This is a genomic window from Streptomyces sp. NPDC036984 (assembly GCF_055607665.1).
Window position 1 is genome coordinate 62,381 of record NZ_JBVJRL010000015.1, and the last position, 15,024, is coordinate 77,404.

Annotated in this window: 11 protein-coding genes and 1 pseudogene; 6 read left to right on the plus strand and 6 right to left on the minus strand. The window is 72.2% G+C overall.

What is annotated here, in order from left to right:
• Positions 1 to 308: 308 nt before the first annotated feature.
• Together ACZ7DL_RS25635 and ACZ7DL_RS25640 are read right to left on the minus strand one after the other, a co-directional pair.
• On the minus strand, positions 309 to 1,898 hold the full coding sequence (locus ACZ7DL_RS25635) for an alpha/beta hydrolase (protein ID WP_470777392.1): 1,590 nt from the start codon (positions 1,896 to 1,898) through the stop codon (positions 309 to 311).
• A complete protein-coding gene (locus tag ACZ7DL_RS25640; RefSeq protein WP_470777393.1) occupies positions 1,895 to 3,100 on the minus strand; it encodes a serine hydrolase domain-containing protein in 1,206 nt (401 codons plus the stop codon). Before ACZ7DL_RS25640 ends, ACZ7DL_RS25635 begins: the two co-directional genes overlap by 4 nt.
• Positions 3,101 to 3,354: 254 nt before the next feature.
• Here ACZ7DL_RS25640 and uppS point away from each other — a divergent pair, with 254 nt between their 5' ends.
• Both uppS and ACZ7DL_RS25650 read left to right on the plus strand, forming a co-directional pair.
• A complete protein-coding gene (gene uppS, locus ACZ7DL_RS25645) occupies positions 3,355 to 4,089 on the plus strand; it encodes a polyprenyl diphosphate synthase (RefSeq protein ID WP_470777395.1) in 735 nt (244 codons plus the stop codon).
• Positions 4,090 to 4,181: 92 nt separating this feature from the next.
• Positions 4,182 to 5,591, plus strand: a complete 1,410-nt coding sequence (locus ACZ7DL_RS25650) for an oxygenase MpaB family protein (protein WP_470777606.1) — start codon at positions 4,182 to 4,184, stop codon at positions 5,589 to 5,591.
• 28 nt (positions 5,592 to 5,619) lie between these two features.
• Here ACZ7DL_RS25650 and ACZ7DL_RS25655 read toward each other — a convergent pair whose 3' ends face one another.
• Positions 5,620 to 6,492, minus strand: a complete 873-nt coding sequence (locus ACZ7DL_RS25655) for an SGNH/GDSL hydrolase family protein (RefSeq protein ID WP_470777397.1) — start codon at positions 6,490 to 6,492, stop codon at positions 5,620 to 5,622.
• 316 nt (positions 6,493 to 6,808) lie between these two features.
• Here ACZ7DL_RS25655 and ACZ7DL_RS25660 point away from each other — a divergent pair, with 316 nt between their 5' ends.
• The 3 genes and pseudogenes from ACZ7DL_RS25660 to ACZ7DL_RS25670 form a co-directional block, all read left to right on the plus strand.
• Positions 6,809 to 6,964, plus strand: a complete 156-nt coding sequence (locus tag ACZ7DL_RS25660; RefSeq protein ID WP_468654390.1) for a DUF6131 family protein — start codon at positions 6,809 to 6,811, stop codon at positions 6,962 to 6,964.
• Between the two features lie 938 nt (positions 6,965 to 7,902).
• Positions 7,903 to 8,673, plus strand: coding sequence for a polysaccharide deacetylase family protein (locus ACZ7DL_RS25665; protein ID WP_470777399.1), 771 nt, complete (start codon positions 7,903 to 7,905; stop codon positions 8,671 to 8,673).
• A 49-nt stretch (positions 8,674 to 8,722) separates the two neighbouring features.
• Positions 8,723 to 8,901 (plus strand): annotated as a pseudogene (locus tag ACZ7DL_RS25670) (carbohydrate ABC transporter permease); the annotation flags it as partial.
• Positions 8,902 to 9,024: 123 nt separating this feature from the next.
• On the opposite strand, the gene ACZ7DL_RS25675 reads toward ACZ7DL_RS25670, so the two are convergent.
• Both ACZ7DL_RS25675 and ACZ7DL_RS25680 read right to left on the minus strand, forming a co-directional pair.
• Positions 9,025 to 9,372, minus strand: a complete 348-nt coding sequence (locus ACZ7DL_RS25675) for a DUF1330 domain-containing protein (RefSeq protein ID WP_470777401.1) — start codon at positions 9,370 to 9,372, stop codon at positions 9,025 to 9,027.
• Between the two features lie 160 nt (positions 9,373 to 9,532).
• On the minus strand, positions 9,533 to 12,574 hold the full coding sequence (locus ACZ7DL_RS25680) for an FG-GAP-like repeat-containing protein (RefSeq protein ID WP_470777403.1): 3,042 nt from the start codon (positions 12,572 to 12,574) through the stop codon (positions 9,533 to 9,535).
• Between the two features lie 333 nt (positions 12,575 to 12,907).
• Between ACZ7DL_RS25680 and sbnB the strand changes: the two genes are divergently transcribed.
• Entirely contained in the window at positions 12,908 to 13,909 is a 1,002-nt protein-coding gene (gene sbnB, locus ACZ7DL_RS25685) for a 2,3-diaminopropionate biosynthesis protein SbnB (RefSeq protein ID WP_470777405.1), read from the plus strand.
• A gap of 181 nt (positions 13,910 to 14,090) precedes the next feature.
• On the opposite strand, the gene ACZ7DL_RS25690 is transcribed toward sbnB, so the two are convergent.
• Positions 14,091 to 14,981 (minus strand): SDR family oxidoreductase, encoded by an 891-nt coding sequence (locus ACZ7DL_RS25690; RefSeq protein ID WP_470777406.1) that lies wholly within the window; start codon positions 14,979 to 14,981, stop codon positions 14,091 to 14,093.
• Between the last annotated feature and the right edge of the window lie 43 nt (positions 14,982 to 15,024).

Below are 15,024 nucleotides of genomic sequence, written 5' to 3' on the forward strand. Positions count from 1 at the left end.
GGGCTCCGGTGAGCAACACCGACACCATGCCCGCCGAAACACTCTGCGGCTCCCCCGGGGTGAGGTGCAGGGTTACGACGGGGCGCCGCTGCCTGCGCCGAAGCTGCCGGACGTAGCGCTGAAACCACGCGGACGACTCCGCTGACGCACGAGAAGCCGCACTCCCCGGCCAGGGGCTCCCGGCCATGCCCGCCCCTGCCGGTGCGGAACTGCCGCACACGCCGCAGGAATCCGGTGCAGGGCGCGCCGAGCGTCCGGCCCTGTGCGGGCCGGACGCCGGGAGAGCGGGGAACGCCGGGGACGGGTTGTCAGGTGCCGGGCCGGGCGCAGGTGACGTCCCCGGCAGGCAGCCGACCGGTCGCGAGGTAGGCGTTGACGGTGTCGTCCACGCACGGGCTGCCGAAGACGCCGTAGACCGCGTGCTGGTCCGCGCCCCGCAGAGTCACCAGGCGCGAGCTGGGCCAGTTGCGGTGCACGTTCCGGGCGCTGCGGTAGGTGGTGCGCGGATCGCCGGTGGCGTTGACGAGCAGGGCCGGCAGGTCGGCGCGGATCGTGGTGGGGCTCTCGCGCGGCGGGTCCCAGAACGCGCACGGGCTGATGTTGTTCGTGACGGGGGCGAACAGCAGGTCCCGCGTCCCGGCGCGGCGCAGATCACGCCAGTACGTCTCCGGGTCGCGGGGCGCGGGCACGTCCCCGCACAGGATGGCGGTCTGAACGCTGCCGTAGGCGGATTCGTGCCCCGTCAGCAGGAAATCCAGCGTCTCGGCAAGCGCCGGGGACGGGGTGACCGCCCGGCCCGCGGCGGCGCGCCGCAGATCCCGCATGCCCTGGGCGAAGTCGCCGTAGGCCTTGGGGTTGTCCTGCGACAGACCGTTGAAGACGATGACGGGCAGCGCGTGGTCGTCCACCCGGTGGTCGCCGAGGCGCAGCGGCGTGCGGGCGGCGGCCGCACGGACCGCGTCCACGGTTCCCAGCACGGCGCTCCGGGTGCGCCCGAGCCCGTAGGTCGCGTGGTGCGCGGCGGTCCAGTCGGCCCAGTCGGCCAGGGCGTGCCGGTTGGCCTGCTCCGTGCCGCGCAGCAGCCGGGGACCGTAGGCGGCTGGGTCCGCCACGCCGTCCAGGACGACCCGGTCGGTGCGCCGGGGGAACATCGTCGCGTACACCTGGCCGAGGTAACTTCCGTAGGAATAGCCCAGGTAGGAGATCCTGCGCTCGCCCAGCGCGGCACGGATCACGTCCATGTCGCGCGCGGTGTTCCGGGTGGTCGCGTGCGGCAGCAGGCCACCCGCGTGGGTCTGGCAGCGGCGGGCCAGGTCGGCGGAGAAGGCGACCATGCGGTCGAAGCCGGCGCGGCCGGTGCCGGCCCCGCGGACCATGCTGCCGGTGGGCCAGTGGCAGTCCAGCGGGGTGCTCCGGCCGACGAAGCGGGGGTCCACGCCCACCACGTCATAGCGTGCGGCGACGTCCTTCATGGCCGTGCGCACAAAGGGCGGATCGCCGATCGTCTGCCCGCCGGGACCGCCGCTGTTGAGCAGCAGCGCGCCGACACGGTGGGCGGTGTCGGTGCCCCGGATCCGGGAGATCGCGACCCTGGTCGTACGGCCGTCGGGGCGGGCGTAGTCCAACGGGACGGTGACGTCGGCACATCGGGCGCCGGCCTGTTCGAGTTCCTTGCCGGTGGTGTCGTCGGGGCCGAGCCGGCAGCTCTTCCAGTGCAGGTGCTGGTGGTGGTAGCGGGCGAGGGGGTCGGTGGCCGGTGCGGGGGCGGCCGGGCCGGCGCTCAGGGCCAGTGCGCCGGCCGCGCAGAGGGCGACGGCTGCCGTGGCGCGCGTGGTGAGACGGCGCGAACGGCCGGGGCGCGGGCGGCGCTCGCCGCCCGGCGTGGTGGAGCCGGTCATGCGGGTGTCCTTTCGGCGGACGTGCCCTCGCAGAGAGCCTTGTCGACGACGTCGAGGAAGTCCGACTCGGCCTGGAGGCCGGCCGGTATCTCGTTCAGGGCGACAGCGACGCTCCGGCCGCCGGGGCCGAGGGCGACCAGCGCGCGGTGGCCGCCGGGCACGGTCCCCGCGTGCCCCCGCCAGGTGCCGCCGCACGACAGCGGTGAGGAGATCAGGCCCAGTCCGTAGCGGGCGCCGGGCCAGAGCCGGTCGGGGTCGGCGGCCACCGTCCGCCGCATCTCGGCGAGTTGCGGCGCGGGCAGCAGCCGGCCGCGGAACAGCGCGGTGGCGAACCGGGTGAGATCGGCCGGCGTGGACACCAGGGCCCCGCCGACGCCGCCGAAGGTCGTGTTCCACGCGGTGCCGTCCATCCGGCGGCCGTCCTGCGCGGTGAAGTAGCTGTGGGAGTGCGGCCCCTGGATGCGGGTGTCGTCGCCCGGCCAGTAGGTGTCACGCAGCTGAAGGGGCGCGATGATGCGGCGGGTGATCTCCGCCTCGGGGCTGTGGCCGGTGACCGCGCGGACGATCAGACCGGCGACGAGGTAGTTGGTGGTCGCGTAGTGCCAGGTGTGCTCCGGGTGCGGCAACCGCAGGGCTCGGGCGATGAGTTGCCGCGGTTCGAAGTGGCGGTGGCGTACCCGTTCGGGGTGCTCCCACTCGGGTGCGTCGAGGTAGTCGGGCAGCCCGCTGGTGTGCTGGAGGAGCTGCCGCACGGTGATCCGGCGGCCGTCGTGGCCGCCGGAGCGGATCAGGCCCGGCAGGTACCGCTCGACGGGTGCGTCGAGCGAGAGCCGCCGTTCGGCGGCGAGCTGCAGGACGACCGTCGCGGTGAACGTCTTGGTGACGCTGCCGACCCGCAGCCGGTCGGTGCTGTTCATGGGGCGGCCGGTGCGCAGATCGGCCACGCCGTCCGTGACCGACCAGCGGGCGCAGGCAGAGCCCGGGACGGTGTCGGTGACCAGGACCGCGGCACCGGTGATCCGGTCGTGCGTCACCAGATGGTGCACCGACCGGCTCAGCGCCGGATGCGGGCCGCAGGCGCGGGGCGCGTCCCGTGCCGGTTGCGCGGCGGCGGCCGGCACGGCGGTGAGCAGGCCCGCCATGGCCATGGCCGCGAGGGCGGTACGCCTGCGAAGTGCGGAACTCGGTGAGGGGATTGCCATGCCACAGCACGCTAGGCACCGCGCGTGCCGCGCTCACTCCGGCAGGCAGGCGATTCGGTGCGGGGGACAGCCCCAGCACGGTAGGGGCGGTGAGCCCCCTCACTCCGGCTGCGGAACCCGGGAACCCGGACCCGGTCCGCCGCTCGGGTTTACCGCGCGATCCGGCACCTGATCACCTCATCACACAGACGTACCAAGGGTGAACAACGGGCGTTGCGCCGTCTCGGGAACCAGGAACTGACACTCTGCTGATCATGATCGGACACCGCCGGAGGGTGCCGCGTCACGTGGCCTGTGTGATGGACGGCAACGGCCGCTGGGCGGCCCAGCGTTCGCTACCGCGTACGTCGGGTCACCGTGCGGCGGAGACGACGGTGATCGACGTCATCGAGGCGGCGCGGACGGCCGGTGTGGAGTGGCTGAGCCTGTACGCGTTCTCCACCGAGAACTGGCAACGTCCGGACGCCGAGGTCGACTTCCTGATGCGTCTGGTCCGCCGGGTGGTGCGCAAGCACGCCCCGTTGCTGCACGCGCGCGGGATCCGCTGCCGGTTCCTCGGGGTGTCGGATCCGCGTATCCCCGCGCCACTGGCCCGGGACTTCGCCGACCTGATGACGCTGACCGCCGGGAACCGGGGCATGACGCTCACCGTCGCGTTCGATCACGGCGGGCGCAGGGACATCGTGGCGGCGGCGCGGTCGCTGATCCGCAGCGGCGTGCCGGCCGAGGCCGTGGACGAGCGGACTTTCGCCGCTCACCTGCCCTTTCCCGACACGCCCGACGTGGACCTCGTCATCCGGACCTCCGGGGAACAGCGCATCTCCAACTTCATGCTCTGGCAGGTCGCCTACGCGGAATGGATCTTCCCGCCGGTCCTGTGGCCCGACTTCCGCGCACCGCACTTCCTGGAGTGCCTGCACACCTATCAGCAGCGCGATCGCCGCTTCGGTGGCGTGGCGCCGAACGCGAACGGAGAACGACGACCGTGACCGACCCAGGCAGCAGCCAGCCCGGCAGCACCGGCGCCGATGCCGCTCACCACGCCCGGGAAGCCGGGCCGTCCGCACCCGAGGAGGCACTCCTGTTCGGCCCGGGCAGCCGGTTCCACGCGTTCTTCCAGGATCCGCGTTGGGCGCTGGCCGTCATCCGGGCGACCGTACTGGAGGCCGCGCACCCGCAGATCGGCGCGGCCCTGATCGAGAACTCGACGTTCGTGGCCCACCCGTGGCGCCGGCTGCGCAACACGGTCGTGAGCCTTCAGCGCATGTCCGGTCCGGACGACGACGTGCGGCGCCGGGAGGCGGCCCGGCTCAACCGGCTGCACGCCCGGGTGAAGGGCACCGGCGCGGACAACCGGCCCTATGACGCGATGGATCCCGAGGCGCGCGCCTGGGTGGTCGCGACCCTCTTCGAGAGCAGCGTCACGATGTACCGCCTCAGCGGACAGCCGCTGGACCAGGCCGCCATGGAGCAGGTGTACGCCGAATTCCGGGCGTACCTGGCCGTTTTGGACGGCGACTCCGATCATCTGCCGTGCACGCTCCAGGAGTTCTGGCCGTACTACGACCGTGTGGTCGAGGAGCAGCTGGAGAACACGGAGGCGATGCGCATCATCCTCTACCGGCTCTTCGACCATCTCCCCGCGCCGCCGCTGCTGCACGGTCTGCCCACCTTGTGGGCGGCCGGCCGCGCGATCGTCGGTCCGCTGCTGGGTGTGATCACCGTGGCGTCCCTGCCGGAGTCCTTCCGCCGGCGGGCGGGGCTGCCCGAGACGCCCGGTGCCCAGACCCTGATGCAGGGCGCCTACCTGGCGGTGGGCCTCGCGCGGTTCCTCCCGGACGGCTGGATGCAGATCGACAACATCACCGAGCTGCTCGCCCTGTCCCCCGACAGCGACGACCCCGCGGCCCGGACGATCAGCGCGCTACGGGATCGGATGCAGCGGGCCGGGGCCCTGGTCCGGCTGCTCACGCCCCTGCCGCCGGAACCGGATCCAGGCGGCGCGGCCGACACCCGGCGGAGCGCGGAGGAGTTCTTCGCGGCGGTGCTGGACCAGACCGGGGACGGCTACCTGGACTGGCCCGACCTCGCCGCCATGGCCCGGGAACTCGCCGGCCGGCTCGACCTGGACGAGCCGGAGGAGACGCGGCTCTACGACGCCTTCGCCGGCTGGTGGCGGGAGCTGCAGGCGGCGCTCGACACCGACGGCGACGGCCGCGTCAGTACCCGGGAGTACGCCGCGGCCGTGCCGTCGCTGGCCGGTCCCGCCCTGATCAGGGTCGCCGAGGTCCTCTTCGACGTCACCGACACGAACGGCGACCAGCGTGTCGACGCGCACGAGTACCGGGCGCTGTTCCGCACCGGTTTCCGGCGGGACATGACCGGCACCGACGGCATGTACTCGCGCGGCGCGTTCGTGCGGGACTTCGTGTCGTTCATGTCGGGCCGTGAGCGCTCGACGCCCTACGACCCGCTGTTCGCGGACGCGTGACCGGCGGCCTCGGCGGGGCGGCGTCCGGTCAGCCGAGGCCGAGGACGGTCATCGTGCGTTCGGCCATGCGGCGTTCCCCGAGGGCGTTGGGGTGGACCGGCACGACGTTCTGCCCGAACAGCAGGGGCTCGATCCACCGGGTGCCGACGGGCTGACAGGCGTCGTGCCCGGTGGACGCCTCGGAGAAGTCCACGTACGTCGCCCCCGTCTCCTCGGCGGCGCGCCGGACCACGGCGTTGAGATGCGCTTGCAGGTCGTGCAGGTACGGTATGTCGCCGGTGGCGACCGGCAGTCTGAGGAAGCAGGACGGGTCGGCCGTGGCGGGGGTGATCCACGGGTAGCCGAGCACCGCCACCCGGGCGTGGGGCGCCTTGGCTCGGACGGAGCCGAGCGCGGATTTCAGCGCCGGATAGGTGGTCGCGTCGATCTCGTCGTCGAAGGACGTCCCGTATCTGTCCTTGCACGGGCTGCCCTTGCCGCCGCTGAGGATGCCGGCGGTGCCGCACGCGGTCACGGCGTTGATGAAGGTGCCGTTGTCGTTGCCGCCGATCGTCAGGGTCACCAGGTCGGTGTCGGTGGTGACGGCGTCGGTCTGGGGGGCGACGCCGGGGTACTGGGCCTCGGTGAAGTCCTTGGTCTGGGCGGCGCCGCAGGTGACGTCGGTCAGGCGCGCTGCCGTGCGGGAGGCGATGACGTGGGGGTAGTTCGCCGTGGACCGCAGGCAGAGCGGACTGGTGAGGTCGACCGGGAGGACACCCGAGGCGGCGCTGTAACTGTCGCCGAGGGCTGCGTAGTTCAGGGGCGTGGAGGCCTGGGCCGGGGCCGTGGTGAGGCCGAGGGCCAGTGCGCCGACGGCCGCTGACGTCGCGGTGAGGACACGGCGCAGGGCAGGGATGGGCATGTGCTCTCCCTTCTCGGGACGGGGGCGCGGGGGCGAGCGGGCATGGCGATGCCCGGGGGTGTGCCGGAAACGCGAGAATGCGGCGGCCCGGTCAGGGGCGGCTCGACCGAGCAAAGGCGTGCAGGACGGCCACGGAATGGCGGCCGCAGGATCACCACGGGGTTACCGCGGGGTTCTACCGATAGGTAATGTGAGGCCGCCGCAACGGCGAGTCAACAATATTGACCGAACTTCTTGAAAAACGGACGGGCTGATAATGCGGCCGTTTCGGGGGAACCCGGAGAGCAGGAGCACCACTACCGGCTGGAGGCACGTCATGATCGCCCTCGGCGTCATCCTGCTCATCATCGGCTTCATCACAGGCATATCGATCCTGTGGACCATCGGCGTGATCCTGCTGGTGGTGGGAGCCATCCTGTGGATCATGGGGTCCATGGGCCACGCGGTTGCCGGCCGTCGCCACTATTGGTGAGGCCGCCCCTCGTGAGCGGCGACACATGACCCCTCCCGGCACCTCCGCCCTCGGGGCGGACCGGGAGGGGCCGTCGTCGGCATCACGGAAGAACCGGTGGCGGCCGCGGCCAGGTACGCGGGCCGCGCCCGGGCCGGGGCACCCTCGCCTCGCCCTGTTTCCCGCGTCGGGACACCGCCGCCACACCCTACTTCCCGGGTCTGTTCGGCCCGGCTGCCTGCCCGATCGTCTGCGCGTACGAATGCGGCCCGCCGGAGGAATCCGGCGGGCCGCGGGTCTGTGGCGGGGAACCGTCAGCCGCACGAGCCGCTGGGGCGGGCCCGGGTCACCACGTCGCTGACGCCGGTGGTGGCGTCAGCGGACTCACGAGTCTGACGGCCTTGCCGACGGTCCGGCCCGGGGGGCGATCCGGTAGCTGTCCTTGCGTTGGGCGAGGTACGCGTGTGCGGCGTCCGCGGCCGTCCGGGCCGCCGACGCCTGTTCCCGGATGCCGACCAATGCGGGTGTCGCCGTGTCCTCCCCCCCGGGGTCGTCCCGGGTGCCGCCGGTACGGCATCGGTGGGTGTCGCCGAGACGGCGGGTGCGGCGGCGCCCAGGAGCGCCGCCGCACTGGATGAAACCTTCCGCCGAGCTCTCGTCGCTGTCGCCGGATGCCCCGAGCGCGTTCTGGAATGACGCAGCACCTCCCCAACCCCCCACAGACGTACGGCTGTCACCGGCGGCGGGCCGCCGCCGGAAATCCCGTTGGAAGCGGCCGTGCGCCCGTGCATCAACAGGTCGGACGAGACGACCGGCGATTTCCGGACCCGGGCGGCGGCCGACTGTCCCGGAAGCGCCTCGGAATTGTCCGTGATCCGTAACAGACGGATCCCGCCCTCCCTCCCGGCCGTCCTGGCAGGTGCACGGGACCCATCGAGAAACCAGGGGGCGGGACGGACATGGCGCGGCATGGCGGACGGGGATGGTACGGCCGGGTGGTCGCGGCGGCGGTCGGAGTGACGGCGGTGGCGGCCGCCACCTCGGTGTGGACCGCGCAGGCCGGTCAGACCGGCGGGTCCGCCGCGCCCGGGGCCTCCGCCCGGGCCGCCGCGCCGAAGGCGAAGCCCGTCTCCGTCACCATCGCCCACGCCTCCGACCGGGGGGACCACGCCGTCAACATCACCATCGACGACGGCCCGGACCCGGTGTGGACCCCGCAGGTCCTCCAAGTCCTGCGCGACAACGGGGTGAAGGCGACGTTCTGCATGGTCGGCACCCAGGCCCAGGCGCACCCGGATCTGGTCAAGCAGGTGGTGGCCGCCGGACACCGGCTGTGCGACCACACGGTGTCGCACGACACCACCATGGACACCAAGTCGCAGAGCTATCAGGCGCAGCAGATCGTGGACGCCGAGCGGCAGATCACGAAGGCGTCGGGGGGCGTCCGGCCGATGTACTACCGGGCCCCGGGCGGCGCCTTCACCCCGTACAGCCGGCAGTTGGCGGCCTCGCACGGGATGCGCCCCCTGGGCTGGAACGTCGACTCGAAGGACTTCGAGCGGCCGGGCAGCGACGCGATCATCAACACCGTCAAGGGCCAGCTGGCCAACGGGCCCACGATCCTCTTCCACGACGCGGGCGGCGACCGCTCCCAGACGGTGGTGGCGCTGCGCACGCTGCTGCCCTGGCTGAAGCAGCAGGGATACGCCTTCGGCTTCCCGGTGCGCTGACCATCCGCTCGCCGTCGGCAGCGAGGCGCGTTGCACGGCGTGCGCGTCGTCGCCTTCGCTGGATTCCTTCCGGCGCGTGTTCGCACAGCAGGAATTCGGCCGGTACTTCGTCAACAGCCGCGTCGTCGCCGTGAGTGTCGTGATCGCGTCCGGGCTGATCGCCTTCTCGCCGCGACCGCCGTGGCGCGTTTCCGGTTCCGCTTCCGGACCACTTTGCTGATCATGTTCTGACGTGGTGAGGGAGCCCGGGGCGGTCGTAAGGCGGCAGACCGGGCGCGTCGAGTGTCCCGCCAGAAGGACACGCGCCCACCGTCGGTCGACGGTGGGCGCGTCGCGGGTGGTGGACGGGCGCTATTCGGCAGCCATGCCCTCCCGCATCGCCTTTGCGGTGGCGGCGGGGTCGTAGTCCTCGGGGACGCCCGGGACGAGGATGATGTCGCCGGCGATGTGCCGGGAGCGCAGCGGTGCGATCTCCTGGTACGCGGGCGAGTCCCACCAGGCCCGCGCCTCGGTGATCGTAGGGAATGAGATCACCACGACGTGCCCGGGCCAGCTGCCCTCCTTGACTTCGTGCTGCCCGGCGTGCACGAGGAAGCGGCCGCCGTACGGCTGGAAGGTGGCGCTGATGCGCTCGATGTACTCGGCGATCTCCGGGTGCGGAGCGGCCTCGTGCAAGTGCGCTATGGCGTAGGCGGGCATGGTGTCCTTCCGGTCGATCGGGCTGCGTGCGCGACGATCGTGACATGCCGGCGCGCCGGGATCGATGACCTGTCAGGTAATCGATCCCGGCGGCCGGCCGGCGCGCTCGTCGCCACGGACAGCGCCCCCGGGCCGGGGGCGCCTTCCGGGTCGGTCTCGGCTAGAACACGCCCTTGTAGCCGCCCCAGCCGGTGGCGATCTTCGCGCGGGCGCCGAAGGAGCCCTTGCCGTTGCCGTTGCTGCGCCACAGCGTGCCGGAGCTGTCACGGGCCACGAGGTCGGCCTTGCCGTCACCGGTGAGGTCGCCCGCGCCGACGACGACGTTGTAAGAGGCCCCCCAGTCGGCGGCGACCTTCGTGCGGGCGGTGAAGGTGCCCGACCCGGTGCCGTTGTAGCGCCACAGGGTGTTCGACCGGTCCTGCACGAGGAGGTCGCCGCGGCCGTCGCCGTTGAGGTCCCCGGCGCCGACGACCTTCTTGTAACTCCGCCAGTCCGCGTACAGCTTGACCCGCGCGGACAGCTTGCCAGTGCTGGTCGCCTTGTACAGGTAGACCGTGCCGGTGCCGGCGTTGCGCGCGATCAGGTCGGCACGCCCGTCGCCGGTGACATCACCCGGGGAGGTCAGGACGTCGTACTGGTCGAAGCCGCTGCCCAGCGAGGTGTACGGGGTCGACGTCGTGAGGGCCTTGCCGCAACCGGGCCGGTACGCGCGCAGGGTGCCGCTGGAGAAGCGCACCAGGACGTCGTTGCAGCGGTCACCGCTGAGGTCGCCGACCGGCACGGCCTTGACGGAGGCCGGCCAGCCGGAGGCGGAGATCTTGCCGGAGAGGCCGCCCTTGCCGTCGCCCTTGTGGATGCTCAGCGAACCGGAGGAGCTGAGGCTGAACAGGTCGCCGATGCCGTCGGAGCCGGCGTGGTCGCGCAGTACGGCCGCCGCGCCCGAGACGTGGACGGTGCCCGAGGCGGACAGGGCGGAGCCGGCGCCGTCGGCGGGGGTGCCGGTCAGCGTCCAGGTGTAGGCGCCGTTGGGCACGAGGGAGGCGGACTCGTTCCGTCCGTCCCAGGTCACCCGCACCGAGCTGCGGGCGGCTCCGCCCTGCCAGGTGCGCTGGACGGCTCCGGTGGTGGCGCTCTTGAGGGTCAGCTTCCAGGAGGCGGCGGGCTTGGACAGCCACCAGCGGCCGGTCCACCGCGCGCTGCCGCCGGCCGCCGCGAACGTGGTGGGGGCGAGGGAGTCGGGCACGGTGAGCCGGGCCGGGAGCCAGGTGGTGTCGTAGGCGCCGACGACGTGGACGGTGTCGTCCGCGTCCACGTAGGCGACCTTGTTGGAGCGGCGGTCGACGGTCCAGGTGACCCCGCGGGTGTCGGCCGCCGTCGTGGTGGCGATGCCGCGGATCGGATCGAGGGAGTCGACGGCCTGGTCGTGGAGCTGGGTCAGCCGGAGCACCTTCGCCACGGGGTCGTGGAAGGCGAAGAAACCGTCCCCGAAGAGGACGTCGCCTACCGGAACCGGATAGCTGAAGCCCGGTGTGTCGGGCCGGACGATTCCGGCCTTCTGCTGGGCGGCGCAACTCCAGTACAGGTAGGTGCCGTTGGTGCGCACGTCACCGGGGACGCAGCCGCTGTCCGTGGTGACGGTGCGCACGGTCTTTCCGGTGCGCAGGCTGGTGCCGACGATCTGGCCCGCCGTGGCGGACGGCGTCCAGAGGGTGCTGTGGTCGAGCGCGGCGGCCTGCGTCTGCTGCTCGCGGACGATCTTGCCGGCGGCGATGTCCACGACGTACTGCTTGCCGCCGCCCCGGTACAGCACGTACTGCGGGGAGACGTCCTGGATGCGGCCGTCGCCGGCGGGCAACGGGATGTTCCCGTCCGGGTCGTCGGCGGTGGTGAGGACGTCTTTGCCGGTGGCCGGGTCGGTGGCCAGCTGGGCGAGGCCCTCGTCGCCGCCGTCGGCGAAGCGGCCCGGGCCGGTGCCGGCGGAGGTGGCGGCCGGCGTCAGCGGTGCCCCGCCGGCCGGCGCGAGGGCCGTGCCGATGTCCTGGCTGTGCAACGTGCTCGTGCCGCGCACGGTGTTGAGGAGGCGGACGGTGCCGCGGTCCAGGCCGAGGGCGCCGACCGAGCCGTCGTAGTGGACGGGGGTCAGGGTGTGCCGGGGTGTGGCCGCGACGTTGCCGTTGCCGTCCACGGAGACGAAGTAGAGGGTGCGCGGGCCGTCGGTGGTGGCCCGGCCGAGCACGGTCAGCTCGTCGCCGAACTGCCATGCCCCCTCCACGTCGGCCAGCACCGGGGCGGCGTCCGGGCCGAGCGTCAGGTTGTGCAGCGGCCCGCCGGAGCCCTCGTACCAGAGCAGGTAGTCGCCGACGAGGAAGGAGGTGACCTCCGCGTCCGGGGCCGACGTCGGCACGGTCCGCACGCCGGGGGTGCCACCCGCGCTGGCGCGCGCCCTGATCCGGATTCCGGCCTCGCCCTCGCTGCTGTACCACGACACCCAGGAACGGTTGAGCCGGAAGCTGCTCGCCGGTCCGGTCACCTGGAGGGGCGTGACCGCTCCGCTGATGCCGTTGACGATGCCGTAGGCGGCGCGGCCGTCCTTCTGGTAGCGGACGATGAAGTCGGTGCCCTCACCCGCGAGGATCTTCGGTTCGGCCTCGGCCGTGGCACCCTCCGGCAGGTGCACCGGGACGTCGTAGACCGTGCCGCCGTCCCTGCCCCGGACGACCCGGTACTCGTGGGCGTCGCCGTCGAGTTGCCGGGAGACGAGCACCAGGCCGTTGCTGACCTGGGGGTGCTCGTAGCCGTCGGGCAGGGTGAGGCCCCACGAGGTGCCGTCGTCCAGCTTGAGCCGGACGACGCGGGTGCGGCCGTCGTCGGCGGCGGCGGAGTAGTAGACCCAGTTGTCGTAGTCGCTCGTGAAGAAGAAGGACTGCGCGGGCACGCCCTTCAGCGCCGGGACGGTCTTTCCGTTGCCGACCCAGACGTAGCCGTCGGTGCCCTCCTCCTGGTACACCGCGCCGAGGCGGGCGCTGGTCACGACGGTGAGCTGCCGGTCGACGTCGGCGTCGGGCGCGGCGATGGTGACCTCGCCGGTGACCGCGTACGCGGGCGCGAGCGAGGGCAGTGCGAGGCCCGCCGTGACGACGAGCGCGGTAGTGACGGCGGCGGCTCTCCCCAGGCGCGCCGGCCGATGGTGCCGTTCGGGCACGATTCCCCCCTGTATGCAACTGTGACGGTGCGGAGTGCGTCACTTCGCCGTCCCGCACATGTGTTCGTGAGCATACAGCCGCCCCGGTAAGGGAGTTGGCGTGAGGCGACGGCGATGGTGGTGAGGTTGTCGGTGAGGGTGGGCACGGTGACATCTCGGCGTGGCCCTCAGCGTCATCGCGGCGGCGAAGGGAATACCCTTCACCTGCGTGACCGACCGCGGACGCAGCGATCCGGCGGCGTCCCGCAGCGCCCCCTGCGCGCGGTGCTCCCCGACCTGGGGGACCGTCACCTCGACACGATCTTCGGTACAACGCAGAGAGGGAACACCTTCATGTTCGACTTCGACCTGGTCGCCGGACCGGTGGTCCACGAGATCCTGACCCGCGACCGGCTCGCGGTGCTGGACCTCGTGAAGCAGACCTACCTGGATCACGAGGCCGGCGAGTCCGTCAATCCCGACAGCTACTTCCTGCGTTTCCCGGAGAAACCCGACGCACGGATCATCGCCCTGCCGTCCTTCCTCGGTGCGGACGTGCAGCTGGCCGGCATCAAGTGGATCTCCAGCTTCCCGTCCAACACGACGAAGTCCATTCCGCGGGCCTCGGCCGTGCTGATCCTCAACGACTACGAGACCGGCTATCCGGTCGCCTGCCTGGAGGCCGCCCAGATCAGTGCCGCCCGCACCGCCGCGTCCGCGGCCGTCGCGGCCCGTGCGCTGCGTCCCGGCGGATACCGGGGTACGCGGGTCGCCGTGATCGGCGCGGGCATCATCGCCCGCAACGTCTGCGAGTACCTGAAGGCGGCCGGGTGTGAACCCGACGAGTTCCTGGTGCACGATCTGCACGCCGAGTCCGGCACGGCACTGGTCGGGCACCTGAACGGCGAGCTGGCGCAGAGCGCCGTCTTCACCGACGATCTCGCCGCCGCTCTCGCGGCCGACACGGTCGTGTTCACCACCACCGCCGGCACACCCTATGTGCACACCCCGTTCAAGCCCGGCCAGGTCGTGCTGAACCTGTCGCTGCGCGACCTCGCCCCCGAGGTGATCCTCGCGTCGGCGAACATCTTCGACGACGTCGAGCACTGCATGAAGGCCAACACCTCACCGCACCTGGCCGAACAGGCCACCGGCGGCCGGGACTTCGTCACCGGCACGCTGGCCGGCGTGCTCAACGGCGAGGTGTCCCTGCCGGACGACCAGCCGGTGGTCTTCTCGCCCTTCGGGCTCGGCATCCTCGACCTCGCGCTCGGCGCCTATGTGCACCAGAGGGCCCGCGCCGAGCAGAAGGCCGTCGAGATCCCCGACTTCTTCGCGGAGACACACCGCTGGTGAACGGAGCGCGGCGACCCCTTGGCCGGGGGCGGCAGAAGGCCCGGGCCGTCGGGGCGGGCCTTCTGCCGCGTGAGAACCTGCGGGAACGCCCAGGGTTGAACACCCAGGGCCGATTCGGACCGCGGTGCGCCGCGGGACGGCGGTGCGCGCCCCGTGGCCGGTCGGGACAGCGGTGTGCCGGTCAGGGCAGCGGTGTGCCGCCGGTCGCGTTCAGGATCTCCGCGGTGATGAAGCTCGCCTGGGGGGAGGCGAGATAGACGTAGGCGGGCGCCAGCTCGGCGGGCTGGGCCGGGCGGCCGAGCGGGCTCTGCTTACCGAACTCCGCCGTGTCGGGCATGGTCGAGGGGATGAGCGGTGTCCACACCGGCCCCGGCGCGACCGCGTTGACCCGGATGCCGCGCTCGGCGAGCATCTGGGCCAGCCCCTGCGTGAAGGTGACGATCGCCCCCTTGGTCATCGCGTAGTCCAGCAGATGCGGGCTGGGCTTGTACGCCTGCACCGACGTGGAGTTGATGACACAGCCGCCGGCCGGGATGTGCGGCAGGGCGAATTTCGTCAGCCAGAACATCCCGTACAGGTTCGTCCGCATCACCCGGTCGAACTGCTCGGTGCTGATCGCCTCGATGCCGTCCGGCTGGGACATCTGGTAGGCCGCGTTGTTCACCAGGACGTCGATACGGCCGAGCTCGTCGGCCGCCCGGTCGATCAGCGACCGGCAGTTGTCCTCGTCGCGGATGTCACAGGACACGGCGACCGCCTTGCGCCCCGCGTCCTCCACCAGCCGGGCCGTCTCGCGAGCGTCGTCCTCCTCCTCGTCGAGATGGGTGAAGAGCACGTCGGCGCCCTCGCGGGCGAAGGCGATCGCCACCGCCCGTCCGATGCCGGAGTCCCCTCCCGTGATCACGGTCTTGCGGCCGTCGAGACGGCCGGTGCCACGGTAGGACTCCTCGCCGTGGTCGGGCGGCGGGTCCATCGGGCCGGTCCAGCCCGGATGCGGCTGATCCTGAGAGGGGAAGTCGGGGCGGGCGTGCTGGGTGACCGGGTTCGGCCGGTCACTGCGCCGGTCCGTCACGGTGGCCTCCTGCGTCTCGGGCGAACGGGACAGCCGACCGGGT